Here is a 20,159-nt window from a genome sequence, read left to right as displayed (position 1 = left end):
GGGGCCCTGTGCCGGGAGTGCAGCGGCCGCGCCCCACCCGGCGCGCCGATCGCCCGACGGGCCCGGCGAATCCCCCCAACGGCCCTGCTGCGCAAGCCTGTTGAACCTCGCGCCAGTCACCGCACGAACGCATTCAGTGAAGCCTCCAGACGGGCCAGCTCCCCGCTGCCCGGCGCCAGCACCCGCAGCCCCCGCACCCGCCCCGGCTCGTCGTCGACGAGCAGCCGTGTCGCGATCCCGTCGGCCAGCAGGTGCGCGTGAAGCCGCTCGGGGCGCTCGTCGTAGACGAACCGGTAGTGCACCGGAACGCCGGTGACCACCGCGTCCCCGAAGCAGCGGACCAGAACGGCCTCCAGACGACGGGCGTCCTCCCGCGCCCCCTCCAACGCCGAGGCGATCCAGGCGGTGTCCTGCAACGCCGCACACGCCACGTGCGCGTCGTACGCCGACAAAGGCCACTCGGGCAGCCGTCGCGCCACGCGCTCGCGCAGCACGTCATCGTGCGTCCACAGCACTCCCGTACGCGTACCGGCGATCCCCAACGGCTTGCCGGGCGAGGCGAGCACGGCGAGATTGCGGTGGGGCAGTGTCATCGCCGACTGCCGCCGGTCGCCCATGTAGTCGACATACGCCTCGTCGACCACCAGCGTGCAGCGCGGATGCCGGGACAGCAGCTCCGCGAGAACGTCGCGCGGCACGGTCAGGCCCAGCGGATTGTTGGGGTTCGAGAACACCACGTAGGCGTAGTGGCGCATCGCCGCGTCCAGACGCCGCACCCGCGAGTCCACGCAGTCGCGCTCGTCCGGGGCCGGCGGCAGATGACGGGCCCACCGCCGAATGGTGCCCGTGTAGTCGGGAGTCAGGGCCGCCGACCGCCCGGCCGGAAGGAGCGACGCAAGAACCGACAGGGGCTCACTGATTCCCCGCGTCACCGCCAACTGCCGTGCGTCCACGCCCAGATACGCGGCATACGTCGTACGGAAGCGGTCGTCGGCACCGTACGGATGGACCGTCAGGGAGGACGGGTCGAAGGCGGCGGCGGCCGCCAGCGCGAGCGGCGAGGGGCCGGAGCGGGTCACACACGTACTCAGATCCAGCACCTCCCCGTGCCCGGCCGGGAGGTACCGCAGATCCCCGCCCGAGTGCGCGGACGCCTCGGCGAACGTGAGCGTGGTCAAGAGGTCCTCCTGAGACGGATCCGGGTGCACGGACTGCGGGCCGTCCCACCTGCTGGACCGGGGGTCCACGGGCGGCCGTGCCGCTGAGCCCGCGACGGGGCACCCGGAGCGTTTCACGCACGGCTTGAATTCCACTCGTGAGCCGCCCGCGCGGGCCGTCCCCGACTGCCTGACCGGAGCCCGACGCCCCAACTCCCACACCCTGCAAGGCCATTCTGGGAATCCGGTGGAACCCGGCTCGAGCCACGACACCCCCACGCCACCGTTCGGCAATACTGCCCGCCATGACACTGGACGACCTGCTGCTCCCCGACACCCCCGTCTGCACGGCCGCCACCGACGTGGCCCGCGCCTACTGCTCGCCCGCCCTCCTGAACCACTGCGTCCGGTCATACATCTGGGCGGCCGTCCACGGGGCCGAGCAGGACATCGCCTTCGACCCCGAACTCCTCTACGTCGGGGCCATGTTCCACGACATCGCCCTGGTCCCGGAGTTCGACAGCCACACGGTCCCCTTCGACGACGCCAGCGCCCACGTGGCCCGCGTCTTCGCCGCCGGCGCGGGCTGGTCCGAGTCCCGACGCGAGCGCCTCGCGGAGGTCGTCATCAGCCACATGCTCGACGAGGTCGACGTGACGAAGGACCCCGAGGGCCATCTCCTGGAACGCTCCACGAGCCTCGACATCTCCGGACGTCACATGGACGACTTCTCCGCCGCTTTCAAAGCCCAGGTCCTGGCCCGCCACCCGCGCGCCGGCATCGCGGAGGAGTTCCTCGCCTGCTTCCGCGATCAGGCCGAACGCAAGCCCGGCAGCTCACCCGCCACCGCCCTGCGCAACGGCATCGCCGAACGGATCCTCACCAACAGCCTCGACTGAACCCGCCAACGGGGGCGGGGGGCACCACCAGTACGCGGGGCACCCGCGATGACGAGCCCCTGCCCCAGCATGCCGAGGCGATGCTCACCCGCGCCGCCATCACCCTCATGACCCGACGCCTCACCCGCGCGCCTCTCTACCCGGCAGCCTCACAACCCCGGCCGACGACCGCAGTTCAGGAAGCCTGACCACAACACCTATTGCAGTGCTGCTCCTGCGGGTTGGCTCGCTCGCGGGGTTTCACCCTCCGTGGGCCGGCCCGCTCTTCGGGCGGGGGGAGAAGGACCTCTGTCGGCCGACCAGCAGAAGTCCCGTCTCGGCCCCTGCCCCTGGCCCCAGGCCAGGAGAGGCTCAGAGCCCTCGGCAGTTGCCCCGGGGGACGGCCCTGGCCGGGGCGGCTCAGCCCAGGTAGAAGTCCCTGCGGGCGGCCACGAACGCCTCGATCGACATGGCGGGGGTGCCCGTCACGCGCTCGACGCCGTCGGCCGTGCGGTCGTAACGGTTGTCCCGGTGGAGCCGGGCCATGGTGGCGACGTGCTGTGCGAGGTGCGGCGACATCCCCAGCTTCGGGAGCTGGGCCTCCCACCGGTCCGGCGGCAGGTCGACATAAGACACCGGACGATTCAGCGCCCGCGAGAACTCCGCCGCCAGCTCCGTCATGTCGACCGAGCGCGGCCCGGTCAGTTCGTAGACCTGCCCGATGTGCGGAGCCGGGTCGCGGAGCACGGTGGCGATGGTCCGGGCGACGTCGTCTACGGCGACCGGCGAGGTACGTCCGGTGCCGAACGGCAACGCGATGGTGCCGCTCGCCTGGATCGACCGCGCCGCGATCGTGGTGAACAGCGGGTTGTCGAGGAACGCCGTCGGTCGGACGTGCACCACGGGCAGGCCGGACCAGTCGAACATCTGCTCCGTCAGCCAGTGCAGCCGCTGCTGGTGCGACTCCTCGGCGCTGGTGGCGGTCATCTGGGACACCGTCATCTGCGACAGGTCGACCAGGGCCTCCAGCTCCCCGTACTCCCGCGCCACGGAGGCCACCACGGTCGCCGCCAGCAGTTGGTCCGGCGACACACTTATCCCGAAGTGCATCCGCGCCACACCCTGCAGTGCGGCAGCCACCGTCTCGGGCCGGGTCAGGTCACCGATGACGACCTCCGCGCCGAGCGCCCGAAGCTCAGCCGCACGCTCGTCGTCACGACGGACCATGAAACGCACCGGCACATCCTGAGCACGCAAGTGCTCGAAGACCGTGCGGCCCACGCCGCCGGCACCGGGGATGAGAACAAGGTTGTCGGCAGTCATCAGTCGATCTCCTTCGGAGTAATGGAATATCTGAGTTGAGGTGTGATCAGAGCGTCAGAGGCTCTGGCAGTAATGCGTTGGCCCCGGTGATGTCACGGCTGATCCGGGTGGCGATTTCTCAGGGGTCTCCAGTGCTGTCAATGGTTCTGCGATTGCCGGGCGGAGGAGGTCGGCAACGGTCAACTACCCGGTCGTGAAACGATCGGGCTTGCTGCTCGAGTCATCACTGGCTGTGATGGGTTCGGCTGCGTCCAGGACTCACGCGATGAGGGTGAGTTCAGGGGCCGTTGACTGAGCCCCGCAGACCCACACCATCCAGCCGCGTTGGCGGATGTTGTGGGACGCGTTGTGGTCCGCGTGCTCAACGAAGCCGCAGACCTGGCACGCGAAGACGGCCTGGGAGGGCCTGTTTGCGCGTTCGGTGTGATGGCACTGGGAGCATTCCTGGCTGGTGTACGCCGGATCGACGTACACGACCGGCACCCCGGCCCGCTTCGCCTTGTAGGCGATGAACGAGCCGAGTTGCGCGAAGGGCCAGGAGTGGAGCGTGGTGCGTTGGGGCTTTCTCAGCCGTGCCCGCTCGCGGATGCCCGTGAGTGTCTCCAGGGCGATCCCGCGACCGGTGCGTTCAGCCTCCGCCACGATCCGCTTCGAAATCTTGTGGTTGATGTCCTTGGCGCGTCGGGCTTCCTTGCCCGCGTGCTTCTTCGCCCGCCGCTTGGCGGACTTGGTGTTCTTCTTCTGCAGCTTGGAGCGCAGCTTGCGGTCGCTTTCGCGCATGCGGTTGATCCGACGCCCGCAGTGGCGCTCGCCGTCGGAAGTGGCGGCGATGTTCACGATCCCCAGGTCGACGCCGAGGAACCCGGCCGGGTGGGTGTTCGGGGCGGCTTCGGGGATCTCGCAGGTCGCGATCAGGAACCACTTCCCGCCCTGGAACGCCAGGTCGGATTCACCCTGGCGGTGCGCAGCCAGGATCTCCAGCTGCTCGGCCTGCCCGGTGAACGCCACGCCCTTGAGCCGGCCGGCTGTGGTCCAGATGGACACCGTGCGTGCCTGGTGCTGCCAGGACAGCATCCGGTCGTCGTAAGGCTGCGCCGCCTGAGGCCGGAAGACCACCGGCTTGCCCAAGGCGCGAGTGTGACGCCTGGAACCGGGCCGCCCGTAGCGGCCGTTACGCAGGTTCGCCTTCAAGGTGGTGTAGGCATCGCAGGTCTTCTTGATGGCGTGCTGGGCGGCCTGCGCGCCAAGCCCCCACCGGAAGCGGATCTCGGCATAGGTGTGCTTGCGGAGCTCAAGCGGACGTCGCGCCTCGTTCTCGAAGGCGACGGACGCGGCCCAGGTGGCGGCCTCGTTGCAGGCGTGCAGGGTCGCCTCAAGTGCCGCCGCCTGTACGGGCGTCGGCAGCAGCTTCACCCGCACCACCAGCTTCACGATCAGCGAACCTATACACCCGGACGAAGACCCACCACACGTTCGCCCCACCTCATCCGAACGAGCGACACCTGCTCCGGCCCTGACCGCGCACACCGCCGTGGCCCGGCTCCGCCGGAACGCCCCGGGCCGCTGCGCGGCCGTGATGGCCTGCGGCACGTCACGGCGACGCTCCGCGTCGCACCCCGTGGATGCGATTCCTCCCGGGCGTGAACGCCCGGGGCTCCTCGCAAGAATCCGCTGAAGTCCGTACTGGCCTCACTCGGGCGGGCGTACTCCTTCGAGTGCCGTCTCGGCTGTCCGCTGGGTCAGCCCCTCCGCCTGCGAGGAGCCCGGCCGCAGCATCTGGCGGGCCCGCCGGCTCCGGCGTCGGCCCGTCCGTGGTCCTCAAGACGTCCATGAGGAGGGCGTCTTTGCCTGGCCACCGCCGGTGGACGGTTGCCGTGCCGAACGCAGGCTCACTGGTCACCGCCGGTGGCCGCGGTGACCTCCCTGCCCGGCAGGAAGACCAGCACGACGACCGCGCCGACCAGGGCGACGGCTGCCGACCCTGCCGCGGTGATGTGCATGGCATGGATGAAGGCGTCGTGCGCGGGCCGCACCAGCGCACTGCCGGCCGGTCCCAGCTTCTCGGCGACGGCCAGGGTTGCCTGAACGGATTCACCTGCGGCGTGGCGGTCGGCGGCGGGCAGCGCGCCCAGGTGGCCGTCGATGCCGTTGCGGTAGGTGGTGGACAGCAGCGACCCCAGCACGGCGACCCCGATGGCCCCACCGACCTGCCGGAAGGTGTTGTTGACCGCGGATCCGGAGCCGGCCTTCTCCCGCGGCAGCGACGACATGATCATGACGGTGGCGGGCGGCATCACATGGGCCATCCCCGTACCCATCAGGAAGAACAGCACCTCCAGCACCCAGATGGGGGTGGCCTGGTCGAGCAGCAGGAAGCCGGTGAAGGCCACGGCGGTCAGGGCGAGGCCGCCGGCGCATACGGCTCGGGCGCCGAAGCGGTCGACGACCAGCCGGGCCCTCGGGGCGAAGAACATCTGGGAGAGGGCCAGCGGCAGGACGAGCAGACCGGACTGCAGGACGCTGTAGCCGCGCACGCTCTGGTTGTAGAAGACGCTGAAGAATGTGACGCCCATGAGGGCGAAGAAGACCAGGCCGATGGCGGCAACGGACGCGGAGAACCGCCGGTTGCGGAAGTACGTGACGTCAAGGGCCGGATGGTCGCTGTGGGCCTCGTACACCACGAAGCCGGCGAGGACCGCCAGACCGCCGAGGATGGTCGCCCATGCCTCGGGCCGGGTGAAGTCGCCCAGCTGGCCGCCCTTGATGATGCCGTAGACCAGTACGGCCAGACCGACGATCGACAGCAGCACGCCGACCGCGTCGAGTCTGCTGGGCCGGGGGTCCTTGGAGTCGGGGACGATCGCCGCCATCGCGGCGATCGCGGCGACCACGATCGGTACGTTGACCAGGAAGACCGAGCCCCACCAGAAGTGCTCCAGCAGGACGCCGCCTGCGATGGGGCCGGCAGCGATGGCGAAACCGACCACACCTGTCCAGATGCCGATCGCCTTGGGCTGCTCCTCGCGCTCGAAGACGTTCATGATGATCGCGAGGGTGGCGGGCAGGATGAAGGCGCCGCCGAGGCCCATCACGGCGCGGAAGGTGATGAGCTGCCCGGAGGAGTCCGACAGCGCGGACAGCGCGGATCCCGCGCCGAACACCAGCATGCCGAAGAGCAGCACCTTCTTGCGGCCGAGCCGGTCACCGAGCAGGCCCGCGGTGAAGAGCAGTCCGGCGAAGACCAGTGTGTAGGAGTTGACCGCCCACTCCAGCTGGCTCTGGGTGGAGCCGAGTCCGGCGGGGGCCGGCTGGGCGATGGTCTTCATCGCCACGTTGAGTATCGAGTTGTCCAGCATCACCACCAGCAGGCTGAACGCGAGCACGGCCAGGATGGCCCAGCGACGGCGGTGGACCGCCTCGGAAACACGTCGTCGCTGGGCAGGAGGCACGGGCGGCGTGGACACCGTGGGCGTCGAGGACTCGGAGGGGGTGGGTGGCGATGCCACAGGGGGTCTCCAGTGCTGTCGGTGGTTCTGCGATTGCCGGGCGGAGGCCGTCGGCCTCGCACGGTGGGAGGCAGCGCAAGACCCTGCCTGACCTGCGGGGGGTCTCATCGACATGAAATAGATGTCGCAAGCAATCTAAATGGAGACTAGGATAGATGGCAAGTGACATCCAATTGAGGAGAGTGATTCCATGGGCCGCGTGTCCCAGGCGCAAGCACAGGAGAACCGGCAGCGCGTCGTAGCCACCGCCTCCCGGATGTTCCGCGAGAAAGGCACCGCGGTCAGCGTCGCCGACCTGATGAAGGCCGCCGGGCTCACCCATGGCGGGTTCCACAAGCAGTTCGCATCCAAGGACGACCTGGTCGACGAGGCCATCGCCCACGCCTTCGCCGAGCAGGCGGCACATGCGGCGGCGACGTTCGAGGAGCGAGCCGGGGAGCACGAGGCCGCCCGGCGGACGCTGATCGAGCAGTACCTCTCGGTCTGGCACCGCGATCACGCCGCGGAGGGCTGCCCCGTCTCCGGATTCGCCGCTGACCTGGGTCGCGAGCCCGACCAGGCCGCCCGCGCCCGCCACGTCTACATCAACGGGATACGCAACCGCGCCGCTCGGCTGGCCACCGGCGATGACGACGGCATGGCCCAGCTCTGCACCATGGTCGGCGCCCTCGCCCTCGCCCGAGCCACCCGGGGCGACCCGATCTCCGAAGAACTGCTGCAGGCCGCGCGCACTGCTCTCGCCGAGAGCGGTACCAAGCAGTCCGAACCGCAGCAGCGCATGGAATGACGAAGGCCGGCCGACGGGTAGTGGTCAGGCCATCGCCCACGTGGTCACCACCGAGCGCCCGCGGTGCGGGGCGCCGGGGGAGCCTCGCCGGCGCGTCGAGCGCACGATCGGCTGGACCATTCGCGCCCGCCGCAACGCAAGGGACTACGAACGCCTCCCGGCAGCACAGCGAAGCCCACTTGACCTGGTCACTCTTCACCCTCATGACCCGCCGTCTCGCCCGCAAAGGCCCGCGCACGGGCAGTTGGACAAGAAAGGCCCCCGCACGGGCAGTTGGACAAGAAAGGCCCGCGCACCGGCAGTTGGACAAGAAAGGTGCCCACACCGGCAGTTGGACAAGAAAGGCAAGTCCTGCAGCTGAGCCGTCAAAGCCGGCCAGGCCACTGTTCACCGCTCCGCGCGGCCATTCCCGGGCCGTGGCTCAGCCTGCTGCCCAGGCACCGCCAGGTGGAGACGATCAGCCGAAGCGGCGGAAGAGCTCCTCTAGGTATTCCTCCAGCCTGCTGGTGAGCAGGTCCGAAGTCAGGTCTTTGCGTCCCAGTTCCCGCCAGGGCACCGCGACCTTCTCGGCATCCGGCGCGAACGCGAGTGCATCCAGGACGCGCCAGTACAGGTGAGCGGCCGGGTCCTCACTCAACGTGCCCCCGGAAGCCAGATAGAGATCAGCCAGGCGCATGCCCTCCTGGGCGCCGTGCAGGAGAGCCAGGGCCGTGGAACAGTGCGCCACGTCCAGATCCGCCGGGCCCCAGGACGTCTCCACCCAGTCAACGACACCAGTGATCTCCAAACGGGCGCCCTGCCCGGTGAAGAGCACGTTGCCGGGGTGGAAATCCCGGTGCAGGAAGCAAGGCCGGTAGTCAGGGGGATCGCGCCGGATGATGTCCACAGCCCGCTGCCACAGGTCCAGCCGCTCGGTGGATTCGGGCAGCCGCACACGGTCGGGCGACGTCCAGGCCTGGTAAACGCGCGGCCGGGCCTCGACCGGGACGCGCACCTGGTGAATACCGACGAGTTGGCGGGCCAGCAGCTGGGTCCGCAGCCCCGCTTCCTCCTCACCCAACCGCACGCTGCCGGGCAGCAGCGACATCAGCAACGACGGGTGGTCGCAGTACACCGCCATCGCATCAACACCGTGGAACTCCGCCACCGGCACATCGGTCTCGTTGAGCAGACGCAGAATTTCCGCTTCGCGAGTGAGTAACCCCTTCGCATGCTGAACGAAGAATGGCTTCACGAACGACCTCAGCACCATCCACTGCGGCTCTCCCGTTCCGCCAGTGCGTAGACGCCGCATCTCCGAAGTCCATCCGCCACGCAGCCGCTCGGCAGCGTCGATGCGGCACCCTCCGCCTACACGCTTTTCCACCCAAGCCCGCGTGTCGGACCAGCCTCGGTCATCGACGTCCGCCCCGACGACGGCCACACCCTCGTTCGCATCCATGCGCACAACCTATCGATCACCGCAGGCCAGATCCCTGGGATCAAAAGCACGCACTCAGAGGGATTTTGGCTCTGCATTCGCCCCGTTCGGGCCGATATCCGCTTGCGGTTGGACGGGGCTGTTGGGGCTGATGTGTTCTGTGATGCAGGAACAGCGATGGCATGGGTGTCTTGGTCTGGCTGCTCCTGTTTCATTCCGAGGCGTCGTGTTGTGCGCCCTGCGCTTCGAGCGACGGTGACTGCGCCTGGGTGCGCCTGGGCCCGCCGGGTCGTGCGTGGGTAGCTCGGGATTGCGTTCGGGCTGTTAGGCGACGATCTCGCCCAACGGGCTGCGGCGATCCCGCGCAGGTCTCAGCGCGTCCCGACGTCGCGAGCTGTCCCGTCGGCAATGGCCTGGAGTTTGTCGGGGTTGGCGACGTTGTGGATGGCGGTGATGCGGCCGTTGGCGTCGAAGTCGAAGGTGACGGTGGCGATCACACGGCCCAGTCCGCTGAACACCATGCCCGGGCCGCCGTTGATCTCAACGAGTTCGGCTTTCATGTCGGCCGGCTCGACGCCCTGGTAGGCAACGGTGCCGATGGCCGCGAACCAAGCGGCCACCGTGGCCGCGCCCACAACCGGACGCATGGCCTGGCGGACCTTGCCGCCGCCGTCGGTCCACAGCGTGACGTCCGGGGACAACAGTTCCATCAGGGTGTTGATGTCACCACCGGTCGCTGCGGCGAAGAACCGCTCGGTCACCTCGCACTGCCGCGACCGGTCCGCGGCGAAACGCGGCCGCCGGGCCCGCACATGCTCACGAGCACGGTGCGCGGCCTGCCGTACTGCGACTTCGGAACGCTCCACCGCCTCCGCGATCTCGGCGTGGCTGAAGTCGAAGACTTCCTTCAGCACGAACACCGCGCGTTCGAGGGGGCTGAGCGTCTCCAGCACCACCAGCATGGCCATCGACACCGACTCGGCCTCCGTGACGGCCTCGGAGGCGTCCCCGCCGGTGAGTATGGGCTCCGGCAGCCACGGCCCCACGTAGGTCTCCCGCTTGTGCCGAGTGGAGCGCAGCCGTTCCAGTGCCAGGTTCGAGACGATCCGCGTCAGATACGCCCTGGGGTCGGCCACCTGCGAACGGTCCGCAGCGGACCACTTGATCCAGGCGTCCTGGACCACGTCCTCGGCGTCGGCCGCGGTGCCGAGGAGGCGGTAGGCCACGGAGAACAGCAGCTTGCGGTGCTCGTGGAAGGCCTGCTGGCCGGGGTGGGCGGTCGGGTCGGTCACCGGGCCTCCCGGACCCGGGTGGAGCGACCCCCGCGGGGCCAGAACGCGCCGGAGGCGGGCATCTTCTTCATGCGGCCGTAGGTCGGCCAAGGGGAGGCAGTCACCGTCTCCTTGTACCTGACCGCCATGCGTCCGGTCAGGCAGATTCGGCGCGGGCTGTCGTCGGGGTGGGTGAACTGCACCACCGCGTCGCCTCGCCCCAGGCTCACCGGCGTGTGGTAGTAACCGAAGCGGAACGGCTTGGGCTGCTTGCCCTTGAGTACACGCTCGATCGACAGCGCGGCGTGCACCCCGGTCGGCATGCCGCCCTGGCAGGTGCCGTGCATTACGCCGTAGCCCTGGCGGATCGCGGCCGCGTCACCGACTGCGTACACGTCAGGGTGGGACACCGACCGCAGCGCGGCGTCGGTGACGATGCGTCCGCGCTCATCGACGGCCAGCCCGGCGGCGGCCGCCAGCGGCGACACGCGCGTACCGCTCGTCCACAGGACCACGTCGGCGGCGATGCTCTCCCCACCCGCCAGTTCGACCGTGTCGGACAGCACCTTCACCACCTCGGTTCCGGCACGCACCCGGACGCCCAGCCGGTCGAGCGCGGCCTGCACGTACGCCTTGGCCTTGGGGTTCATGGTCGCTCCGGGCTCGGCCCGGCCCAGCAGTACGACGTTCAGCTCCGGGTGCCGCTCGGCGATCTCCGCAGCAGACTCGACGCCGGTCAGCCCGCTGCCGGAGACCACCACGGTGCCGCTGCCGAGACACCCAAGCCGGACGGCCAGCAACTCGGCGTCCTGCGCACTGCTCAGGGTGTACGCGTGGTCCTCGACACCCGGCACCGTGGACGTGTCGGCCACCCCGCCCAACCCGTATACCAGCGTGTCGTAGTGCAGCACCCGGTCGTCGTCGATCCGCACGGTCTTGGCGTCCGCGTCCACCGCCGTCACCCAGCCGCGCACGAACCGTGCCTCCGTGCCCTCCAGCAGTTCCGGGATGCTCAGCTCGGCGGGCCGCTGGCCGGTCGCCGTCAGGTGCAGACGCATCCGCTCGGTGAACCGCTCCTGCGCATTCACCACGGTCACCTGTACGTCCTCGCGCCCCTTGACCCGGGCCGCGAGCTGGATCGCGGCGGACATGCCCGCGTACCCCGCCCCCAGGATCACCACGTGGTGCGCGGTCGCCGTGCTGGTCTCGTGCCGTGCGCTCATCGTTCCGTCCTCCTCGCCTCGCTCACTGACGCCCACAAGATGGGAGCAGGCGGCTTGGACGTGACATGGGCCGGATGTGATGCGCGACACATCCCGAATAGGTGCAGAGAGCGAACCGGTCTACGAGTCGGTGAGTACGGCCAGGGTGTCGGCCTCGGCCCGGAACGCAGGGTCTTCGTGCAGACCCCGCACCTCATGGAGTCGCTCACCACCGCCTGCGAGAGGGCGGAACGCCGACGCTCCCGCTCAGCGGGCCCGAGTGACCGCAACCCCACCGGTCGGACCCACAACCGGAAGGAAGCGATCGACGCCCTCGCCGGCTCCGCCTGAACGGGTGCATGCGTTGTGCGTGGTGATTCCGGCGGCTGTACGAATGGTCTGGCCGGGGACGGGCCTGGTCAACGGCGCCCCAGCTCCAGCGGAGGTATGCCATGCGCACCGTCAAGCCCAGCCCGCAGGGCCCCGGCAAGCGTCACTCGAAGACGCGTGCGCGAAGGATGAGCATCGCCGCCTGCGCCGCGACAGCCGTGACAGCGGCGGTGCTCGTGGCGGCACCCGGGTCCCTGGGGGCTCCGGGCGCGCGCGCCTCGGCCGCCACGTCTCCGGCAGCAGCGAAGCCCTTGGCCGACTTGGCCTGCCAGGTGTTCGTCGAGCAGGACAACTTCTCGCATCCGCTCAACAAGAACGGCCGCATCACCTCCCCGAACGAGATCAAGGGCGCCACGGTGGGCTGCTCCTCACCGAACGGCAGGTTCGCCCGCGGTAACCGTGACCACAACCCCGTACTCCTGTCGAGCAGCTACACCTCAGTCGGCGCACCCTCGATGAACAAGGTCACCCTGCTCAACGGGAACTGCACCGCCTTCACGCAGAGCGCCCTGCTCAAGTTCACCTGGAACACCGGCGATGTGAGCATCGGCCAGCTCTACATCGACGGGAACGGGAAGTGGACCTCCAAGATCCTCAGCGGCCTGCTGAAGGGCGACAGCTTCACCCTGAGCGGCCCCGCGTTGAGCAGTACCGACTCCTACATCACCTACTTGGGATCGTGCAGCGTCGCCAACACCGGCGGTGAGATCGACGGCTTCATCTTCAACTCCTGGCTGCCCGGCGCAACCGGTTCGACGGGTCACGAGGTCGGTCTCACGTTTGCCCAAAAGTGACCGGTATCGGGTACCGGGGCGATGGCGAGTCGCACGGGCTTGCCGTGTTCAGGGCGGCCTCGCCATGGACGACGGCCGGAGCCTGTGCAGTCGAACCGTTGCAGTTCTCGGTGACGACCTGCGACGACTGTGCCGTCAGGCAGACGGGGGCAGGCCCATCCCGACATTGGAGAAGGTGACAGTGCCGTCCGAGTTGCTGCGAGTTCCCCACATCTGCAGGAAGTCGTACGGTAGGCAGCTTCGGAGCACGGGATCGTTGCCGGGGGAGCGGAGGAGGCAGTTGCCGCTGTTCTGGTTGACAACTGGGAGTGCCGCGTGGGTGGGGCCGCCGGCTGCGGTCCCACCCACGCGGTGCTGTCCCAGGTGACCTCCCGGGTTGTGACGTCAGCGCAGGCCGAAGGCCCGGGTGATCGTCTGCGAGACGGTGTTGCCCGCGTTGTCCCGGGCGCCGACCCGGAGGGTGGCGAAGCCGGCCGACCGCGGGGCGCGCAGGTTCGTCCGCCATCCGTCACCGCACCGGCTCAGGTCGGTCCGCTGCCAGGTCGCACCGTCGTCGTACGAGACCTCGACGGACGGCTTCGCGATGGCGGCAGTGGTGCCCGGCAGGTGCGAGGCGGTCACCGTCAGCCCGGCATGCCGGTCGGCCCGGCCGGACTTGTCGGTGTCCACGCCATAGTCGAGCTGGATCAGCGGCAGTGACACCGCCGACTGGCTGCTGGTGACCGCAGAGGTGAAGTTCCACTCGGTCAGCGTGTGCGTCGAGTACGGGTTGGCCCAGGCGCCACGGTTGTTGTCGAGGACCAGCCGGTAGGGCAGGCGCTCCGCACCGAGCCCGGGAACCTGCAGATACTCGGCGTTGCCCCAGTCGAGCTGCTGGTCGCCCTGGTAAAGCGACATCCAGTCCTTGACGTCGAAGTTCGCGCCGGCCTCGCCGACGTGGCCGGAGCCCGAGTCGCCCCAGCCGGGCGCGGTGACGTACATCGTGTCGAGGTAGCGCACGGGCTGGTAGTTCACCGGGCCCATGCGGGGCCGCTGGATCGGGCCGAACCAGCTGACCTTGCCGGTCTTGCGCGCCGAGTACTGCAGCGGGTCGATCGAGTGCTGCCCGGTCTCGCCCTGGATGAAGGCGTCGTCCAGCCACGTGGTGCCGGAGGTGACCCAGTCGGTGCGCTCGCCCTGGGCGGGCGCCGTGAGCTGGTTACCGACGGCCCAGCCCCGCCAGACGTCCGGACGGAACTCCATCGCCTTGCCCTGCCGGTAGTTCCGGAAGGAGACGTTCACCCGGCCGAGGTCCTTGGACTCCTCACGCCAGGTCGGGTCCGCCGGGACGGCGCCGGTCCAGTGGTGCACCACGTCGTAGACGTAGTCCGTCGTGGGGTGCGAGGTGACCTTCAGCGACACCGCGCCGTGCCGGAGCGAGCCGATCAGCTCCGCGCCCTGGTCGGCGGTGAGCGTCGCCACCGTCACCGGGGCCGGGCTCTGCGGGCTCCAGGGGTTCTCGTCCCAGGGCTGCAGGCGGCCGACGCCGTCGTTGACGACCAGCAGCAGCCGGGCGCCGGCGGCCGCGGCGGCCTCCGCCTGAGCCTTGATCCCTTCCGTGCCGGCGCCGCGCACCACGACGGCCTTGCCGCGCACGTTCTGCCGCGCGAGCTCCTCGGCCGTGCCGTCGCCGGCGAAGACCGCCGTCAGGTTCCGGCTACCGGCGGGCAGCGGCGTGGCCGCGCGCTTGACCAACGGGTCGTTGAAGGTCGTCGACTTCGTGCTCAAGGTCAGCGCCGGCTGCTCGAGGCGGAAGCGGGCGCCGGCCTCGAACTCGCCGTCGGTGACCTTCTTGCCGGTCGGGAGCGCCCAGATGCTGTCGTACGACGAGTTGGGCAGCATCGACGTCTCCACCAGGCTGTCGGTGAAGGACCGGTGGGCGTCCAGGCGCGGCGCGACGGCGGTGGTCTGCTGCGGCACGCGCGCCAGGATCCGGCGCGCCTTGCGGCCGTCCAGCGTGACGGTGCGGTCCTGGTCCAGCTTCACGTCGTTGAAAGCGAGCAGCACCATGCCGAGCGAGTTCGGGCCTTCGGCGCCCTGCACGTCCCCGGTGAGCCAGCCGCTGTAACTGCCGACGGGCAGCCGCGTCGTGCCGGTGCCGGACGCGTCGAGGTCCATCACCGTGAAGAGGTGCTCGGCGGTGAGGACGACCCGGCCCGCCAGCGGCTTGCCCGCACGGTCCTTCGCGACGACGGTCAGATTCTGCCGCTGGCCCTCTCGGGCCGCGCCGATCAAGGTCCGGGCGCGAACCGTCCCGGCGCCGTCCGTACCGGTGATCATGGCGCTGACCGACTGGTCGCCGCCCAGCTTGTCCAGAGCCGCGGTCAGAGTGACCGTGGCGGTGCCGTGCGCGGGCACGGTGACACGGTCCTCGGAGAGGCTGAACAACCCGGCCGGGACGGTGCCGTTGACCGCCAGGTCGAGGCTGACGGGAGCGTCGCCGACGTTGGTGTACGTCACCGTCTGGACGTCGGTCTCCCCGGGCTTCGGGGGCCACGTGTGGAAGCCGGAGTAGGCGGTCGTGGTGGCGAAGACCGTGGTGTGCACGGCCGCCGGCGCGTCGAGCCGGCCGGCGCCCGCCTGGTACGGGGTGTACGCCGGGGTTGCCTTGGCGCTGCTGACCAGCGCCTCCTTGAGCTGGGTGCCCGTCCAGTCGGGGTGCTCGGAGGCGAGGAGCGCGGCGACACCGGCGACGTGCGGCGTCGCCATCGACGTGCCGCTCATCGTGGTGTAGTAGCCGGAGCCGCGCTTGTAGTGCGAGCGCGCCGCGACGATGTCGACGCCGGGCGCGGTGATCTCCGGCTTCAGCCCGCCGTCGCCGTCACGCGGGCCCTGGCTGGAGAAGTCGGCGAGCGTGTCGGTGGAGTCGACGGCGCCGACGGTCAGCGCGGAGTCTGCGGCACCGGGGCTGCTGATGGAGTGCGGGCCGCCGTTGCCCGCCGCGATCACGAACAACGCGCCCGTGTCGTGGCTGAGTTCGTCAACGGCCTGGCTCATCGGGTCGGTCTTGTCACCGCCGCCGCCCAGGCTCATGCTGATGATCCTGGCCTTCTGGTCGCGGGCGGCCCACTCCATGCCCGCGATGATCCAGGATTCCTGGCCGCTGCCCTCGGAGTTGAGCACCTTGCCGACGGCCAGCCGGGCGCCGGAGGCGACACCCCGCTCCTTGCCGTCGGAGGCACTGCCCGTGCCGACGATGGTCGAGGCGACGTGCGTGCCGTGGCCGTTGTAGTCGGCGATGTCGTCCTCGCCGGGGACGAAGCTGACGCTGTCGGACACCTGCCCGACCAGGTCCGGGTGTTCGGTGTCCGCGCCGCTGTCGAGCATCGCGACCTTCACGCCCTGGCCGGTGTCGCCCTCCGCCCATACCTTCTGCGCACCGATCTGAGCGGTGGAGTCGGCCAGATCGGCCTTCACCCTGCCGTCGAGCCACACGTGGGCGACGCCGCCCGCGAAGGACGGCTTCGCGGACCGGGCCGCCGCGCCGGAACCCCCGGTGAGCGAGGACCAGAACTCCGGTGCCTGCTTGTGGTTCTGCGCGAGGGCCGCGCCCTGGATGCTGTCCAGGCGGCGGACGTCGGTCGAGCCGGCCATCTTCGTACGAGTGCGGGCCTTGGCGGCGGCTCCGGTGTAGCGCACGATCAGCGGCAGCCGGGAGCTGTGCGCGTCGTCATACCCCTCGGTGATCAGCCGCGTCACGTTGAAGAGCTGCTTGTCGAGTTTGCCGGCGCTCACGTACGGCAGGGCGGCGTCGGGGTAGACATAGGTGGCGCCGTCCACGACAGCGCGGTGGAAGCCGGTGGTGGCTCCGCTCGCGGCCTGGAAGGAGCGCACGACGGTGCCGTCGGCGGCGGTCCCGATGGTGACCTTGTCACCCGTGATCAAGGTGACGGTGTGCGTGCCGGTATCGCCGGGGGTTCGGTGTCCGGCGTCGTTGTGCGACACCTCACCGAATGAGTACGCGGACACAGCGGCAGTCGCCGGTATGACGCCGAGTGTCAGCGCGGCCACCACGGCGAGGGCGATCGGCCCGGGCCGGGGGATGGGAAGCTTGGGCAAGGAAGACTCCTGAGACGCGGCGAAGAGCGAAAGATCACTGGATCCTCCGGCCTCACCTGCCGTCGTTCAAGGGGTCGCACATGTCGCTCTTGTGCCATGTCACTGTTACGCCACGAGCAGACGGGGTCGTCGGCCACCGCGCGTCCGGGGGGCGGACCGCCCCATGAATTCGGCGTGTCGAGGGACGAGGCAACGGGCCTGTGGGGCATGGCACAGCGGAGCCCCCTCACCGGTGGCGAATTCGAGGGGTCGTTGCAACACTGCTGGTCAGCTGGCTAGGTCCAGTAGCTTAGCGAGGCGCTCGGCTGGGGTTTCCCAGCCGAGCGTTTTGCGTGGGCGGCTGTTGAGTTCGGTGGCCACGGCCGCCAGGTCCTCGGGCGTTTGGCTGCTCAGGTCGGTGCCCTTGGGGAAGTACTGCCGCAGCAGGCCGTTGGTGTTCTCGTTCGAACCGCGTTGCCAGGGGCTCGCCGGGTTGCAGAAGAAGACCGGGATGTTGGTGGCCACGGTGAAGTCCCGGTGGGCAGCCATCTCCGAGCCCTGGTCCCAGGTCAGAGAGCGCCAAAGGTGCGGCGGGAGATGCTGGACGGTTGTGGCCAACGCGTCCCGGGTGGCGGTGGCACTGTGGCCATGCGGAAGGTGCACGAGCATCACATATCGGGTGGCACGCTCGACCAGTGTGCCGATGGAGGACCGGCCGTCCTTGCCGATGATGAGGTCTCCCTCCCAGTGCCCGGGGACCGCGCGGTCTGCGGCCTCGGCCGGCCGGTCGCTGATCATCACCATGTTCCTGATCGGGCCGGCAACGCGCTTGTAGGCGTGTCGGTGAGGGCGGCGCATGGCCCGTCCGGTGCGTAGGGCGCGGGTCAGTTCCCGGCGAAGTTCTCCCCGGCCTTGGACGTAGAGGGCCTGGTAGATCGTTTCGTGGGTCACGTGCATCTCTGGCCGGTCGGGGAAGCGTGCCCGCAGAGCGTGGCAGATCTGCTCGGGGCTCCACCGCATCGTGAGGTGGTCCTGGATGAAGTCCCGCAGCTCAGGGTTCTGGCCAATCTTTCCCGGTTTCGGCCGCGCTCGACGTGCCTCGGCGCGGCGGTGGGCCTCGAAGGGCCGATAGGTCCAGCCGCCCCTGGGCATGGGGCGGCGGTTGCGTCGTATCTCCCGGCTGACCGTGGAGGGACTGCGTCCCAACTCCACGGCGATCTGCCGGACCGATGCCTTCTCGCGTATCCGGTCAGCGATGTGGATGCGCTCGGGCTCGGTCAGGTAGCGAGACGCCGGAGCCGGTTCCTCAACGATCCGAACAGGAGGAACCGGCCTCCGGCCCCCGGGCGGGGAGTGCCAGCCGTTGCGCCACCGCTTACCGGTGCGCAGGTTGATACCGATGATCCGCGCGGCTTCACGCGTGCTGTAGCCCTGCTCCATGAGCTGGAAGTATGCGGCCCGCTCCCGGACCAACCTCTTCCCGCCCGGCACCCGGTTCTTCCGGATCTCGAAGTCCATCGCACCCCTTCACTTGGGGTGTTGCGACGACCACTAGAACTGAAGGGTCGGGAGGGGGCTCCATCAACGCTCGGTCAGCGGGACGCAGGCGGGATGCTCTGGTCGTACTGGAAGACGTTGTGCGGGTCGTACTTCGCCTTGATCTCGCGCAGGCGGTCGAAGTTGTCCCTCCAGTAGGCGGTTTCCCAGCCCTGCATGCCGACGTTCGGCACGTTGACGTAGGCACCGTCCACGTAGGGGCGCAAGGCCTGGCTGAACTCGGCGATCCACGCTTGAGCCTGCGGGGTGAGCGGGTCGCAGATGCCCGGCTGGTCGGAACGGGTCCCCCAGCCGGCACCGGGTTCGGAGTAGAAGAGTGCGTCGCGATGCGGGAACGCCGTGCCGCCGCGGGGACTCCTTCTGACCGCCCCACCGAACGCCTGAGTGAAGAAGTTGCTGTCGTCCGTGGGCGCATGCTTCATGAACGAGCAGATCACGTCAATCGCTTTGCCCGGGAACGGCTTCCTGGTGAACTGGGAGTAGAACTTCCAGTTCGCGGGTTCGTTGGCGGTAGGAATCTGGAATCCCGAATACACCTCGCCCCAGTTGCCGACCTGCACCGACACCTGAGGACTACCGACCGACAGGATCGGGGCCAGTAGCTTCTTGGCCTCCGCAGGTGTCCCCTCCGCGAGGACCGCGAACAACAAGGTCTGATTGCGGTGGATTTCGACCTGCGTGCCAAGGCGGTCATCGGCGTGCAGCGCGGTGCGCTGCCAGGCATTGAAGACCCTACGCAAGTCACCGATGCCATCCCACGTGGCCTGCACATACGTAACGCTCTTCAGCGGAGCCACTTTGTAGGTGAGCGAGGTGACGATCCCGAAGTTGCCGTTACCCGCACCGCGCAGCGCCCACAACAAGTCCGAGTTATGGGTCAGATCGGCCTTGATCACCTTTGCGCACTCGCCACCTTCGGCCACGACGACCTCGGCGCCGATCAGGCTGTCGCACGCCATCCCCAGCCAGCGCGTCAGGAAGCCGAAGCCGCCACCGAGCGTCGCGCCGGCTAGGCCTACCGTGCCTTCGGTGCCTGTCGTCACCGCGAAGTTCCGCTTCGCGAGCGTGGTCACCGCTTCCAGCTGGTTGAGTCCGGCGCCGACCGTCGCGACACGAGCAGCGCTGTCGAGATGGACCGACTTCAGTTCGCTGATATCGATCACGAGGCCGCTGTCGACGTTCGACCAGCCCTCCAGGCTGTGGCGGCCGCTCCGGATCCGCAGCGCGACATCATTCTGCCGCGCCCAGGTCAGGGCGTTGACCACGTCCTGGGTGTTCTGAGCGAAGACGATGACCAGCGGATAGTGAGAGAAGAGTTGGTCCCATCCGAGGCGCGCATCCGTGTACCCAGGGTCGTGGGGACGGACGATGCGGCCGGTCAGCTTCGCCGGCGAACACTGCGCCCCGTGCGCCTCATTTACGGAAGTCTCCGTCACGACACTCGCACTAGGGGGCGCGGCTGCCGCGACGCCCGGCACGACGACTGCGCCGGCGCCGGCGACCGCAGAAGTCTTCAGCAGTCGGCGACGGGAAAAGTCGTTCATGATCCGTGTCCTCTCGACCACCCGCGGGTGCGAATCAGTCAATCAGGGATTATTTAGGCGAAGTGGACGGTAGCAAGGGTGATCGCGGGGGTCTCTTTCGACACGCTCGGCACCACTGCCAAGGTGCCTGACACCGCAGCTCCCGGCGTCGTGCATCGACTTCGCCGACGCTCCAGCAAGAGTTGTTCCGGAACGCGACGACCACCCTGGCCGGCCTGGGCGGCATACTCGCTGTCACGTCGGGCGTGGCGGC

General features: G+C 69.1%; 13 protein-coding genes. 3 read left to right on the top strand and 10 right to left on the bottom strand.

Going from position 1 to position 20,159, the window contains the following annotated elements:
* Window positions 1-116: 116 nt before the first annotated feature.
* The gene (locus tag OG574_RS51765) at window positions 117-1,178 is read right to left on the bottom strand and encodes an aminotransferase class I/II-fold pyridoxal phosphate-dependent enzyme (protein WP_326779309.1); all 1,062 of its coding nucleotides are present in this window, start codon (window positions 1,176-1,178) and stop codon (window positions 117-119) included.
* 284 nt (window positions 1,179-1,462) lie between these two features.
* Here OG574_RS51765 and OG574_RS51760 point away from each other — a divergent pair, with 284 nt between their 5' ends.
* The gene (locus OG574_RS51760; protein ID WP_326779308.1) at window positions 1,463-2,056 is read left to right on the top strand and encodes an HD domain-containing protein; all 594 of its coding nucleotides are present in this window, start codon (window positions 1,463-1,465) and stop codon (window positions 2,054-2,056) included.
* Window positions 2,057-2,455: 399 nt separating this feature from the next.
* Here OG574_RS51760 and OG574_RS51755 read toward each other — a convergent pair whose 3' ends face one another.
* From OG574_RS51755 to OG574_RS51745, 3 genes are all read right to left on the bottom strand, one after another.
* Window positions 2,456-3,358: an NmrA family NAD(P)-binding protein gene (locus OG574_RS51755; protein ID WP_326779307.1), complete on the bottom strand. Its 903-nt coding sequence runs from the start codon at window positions 3,356-3,358 to the stop codon at window positions 2,456-2,458.
* A 258-nt stretch (window positions 3,359-3,616) separates the two neighbouring features.
* Window positions 3,617-4,789 (bottom strand): RNA-guided endonuclease InsQ/TnpB family protein, encoded by a 1,173-nt coding sequence (locus OG574_RS51750; RefSeq protein ID WP_326779306.1) that lies wholly within the window; start codon window positions 4,787-4,789, stop codon window positions 3,617-3,619.
* Window positions 4,790-5,247: 458 nt separating this feature from the next.
* On the bottom strand, window positions 5,248-6,822 hold the full coding sequence (locus OG574_RS51745) for an MFS transporter (RefSeq protein WP_326779476.1): 1,575 nt from the start codon (window positions 6,820-6,822) through the stop codon (window positions 5,248-5,250).
* Between the two features lie 232 nt (window positions 6,823-7,054).
* Here OG574_RS51745 and OG574_RS51740 point away from each other — a divergent pair, with 232 nt between their 5' ends.
* Complete coding sequence (locus tag OG574_RS51740) at window positions 7,055-7,651, top strand: TetR/AcrR family transcriptional regulator (RefSeq protein ID WP_326779305.1); 597 nt, start codon at window positions 7,055-7,057, stop codon at window positions 7,649-7,651.
* A gap of 457 nt (window positions 7,652-8,108) precedes the next feature.
* On the opposite strand, the gene OG574_RS51730 is transcribed toward OG574_RS51740, so the two are convergent.
* The 3 genes from OG574_RS51730 to OG574_RS51720 form a co-directional block, all read right to left on the bottom strand.
* Window positions 8,109-9,092, bottom strand: coding sequence for a phosphotransferase family protein (locus tag OG574_RS51730; RefSeq protein WP_326779304.1), 984 nt, complete (start codon window positions 9,090-9,092; stop codon window positions 8,109-8,111).
* 350 nt (window positions 9,093-9,442) lie between these two features.
* Window positions 9,443-10,363, bottom strand: coding sequence for an RNA polymerase sigma-70 factor (locus tag OG574_RS51725; RefSeq protein ID WP_326779303.1), 921 nt, complete (start codon window positions 10,361-10,363; stop codon window positions 9,443-9,445).
* Complete coding sequence (locus tag OG574_RS51720; protein ID WP_326779302.1) at window positions 10,360-11,565, bottom strand: NAD(P)/FAD-dependent oxidoreductase; 1,206 nt, start codon at window positions 11,563-11,565, stop codon at window positions 10,360-10,362. The genes OG574_RS51725 and OG574_RS51720 overlap by 4 nt, the downstream gene beginning before the upstream one ends.
* A gap of 431 nt (window positions 11,566-11,996) precedes the next feature.
* Between OG574_RS51720 and OG574_RS51715 the strand changes: the two genes are divergently transcribed.
* On the top strand, window positions 11,997-12,728 hold the full coding sequence (locus OG574_RS51715; RefSeq protein WP_326779301.1) for a hypothetical protein: 732 nt from the start codon (window positions 11,997-11,999) through the stop codon (window positions 12,726-12,728).
* Window positions 12,729-13,112: 384 nt separating this feature from the next.
* On the opposite strand, the gene OG574_RS51710 is transcribed toward OG574_RS51715, so the two are convergent.
* The 3 genes from OG574_RS51710 to OG574_RS51700 form a co-directional block, all read right to left on the bottom strand.
* Entirely contained in the window at window positions 13,113-16,826 is a 3,714-nt protein-coding gene (locus OG574_RS51710) for a S8 family serine peptidase (protein WP_326779300.1), read from the bottom strand.
* 267 nt (window positions 16,827-17,093) lie between these two features.
* Window positions 17,094-18,323 carry an IS30 family transposase gene (locus tag OG574_RS51705; RefSeq protein WP_326779299.1) on the bottom strand — a complete coding sequence of 410 codons (1,230 nt, stop codon included), beginning with the start codon at window positions 18,321-18,323 and terminating at the stop codon, window positions 17,094-17,096.
* 74 nt (window positions 18,324-18,397) lie between these two features.
* Window positions 18,398-19,906, bottom strand: a complete 1,509-nt coding sequence (locus OG574_RS51700; protein ID WP_326779298.1) for an FAD-binding oxidoreductase — start codon at window positions 19,904-19,906, stop codon at window positions 18,398-18,400.
* Window positions 19,907-20,159: the final 253 nt, after the last annotated feature.

The sequence above is a fragment of the Streptomyces sp. NBC_01445 genome (assembly GCF_035918235.1).
GTDB lineage: Bacteria > Actinomycetota > Actinomycetes > Streptomycetales > Streptomycetaceae > Streptomyces.
Note: the sequence above shows the minus strand (reverse complement) of the source record. Positions and strands in the feature narration are given on the sequence as shown.

Coding starts and splice junctions, on each gene's coding strand:
- OG574_RS51760 (WP_326779308.1), top strand. CDS start 1,463: ATGACACTGGACGACCTGCTGCTCCCCGACACCCCCGTCTGCACGGCC.
- OG574_RS51755 (WP_326779307.1), bottom strand. CDS start 3,358: ATGACTGCCGACAACCTTGTTCTCATCCCCGGTGCCGGCGGCGTGGGC.
- OG574_RS51740 (WP_326779305.1), top strand. CDS start 7,055: ATGGGCCGCGTGTCCCAGGCGCAAGCACAGGAGAACCGGCAGCGCGTC.
- OG574_RS51730 (WP_326779304.1), bottom strand. CDS start 9,092: ATGGATGCGAACGAGGGTGTGGCCGTCGTCGGGGCGGACGTCGATGAC.
- OG574_RS51720 (WP_326779302.1), bottom strand. CDS start 11,565: ATGAGCGCACGGCACGAGACCAGCACGGCGACCGCGCACCACGTGGTG.
- OG574_RS51715 (WP_326779301.1), top strand. CDS start 11,997: ATGCGCACCGTCAAGCCCAGCCCGCAGGGCCCCGGCAAGCGTCACTCG.
- OG574_RS51705 (WP_326779299.1), bottom strand. CDS start 18,323: ATGGACTTCGAGATCCGGAAGAACCGGGTGCCGGGCGGGAAGAGGTTG.
- OG574_RS51700 (WP_326779298.1), bottom strand. CDS start 19,906: ATGAACGACTTTTCCCGTCGCCGACTGCTGAAGACTTCTGCGGTCGCC.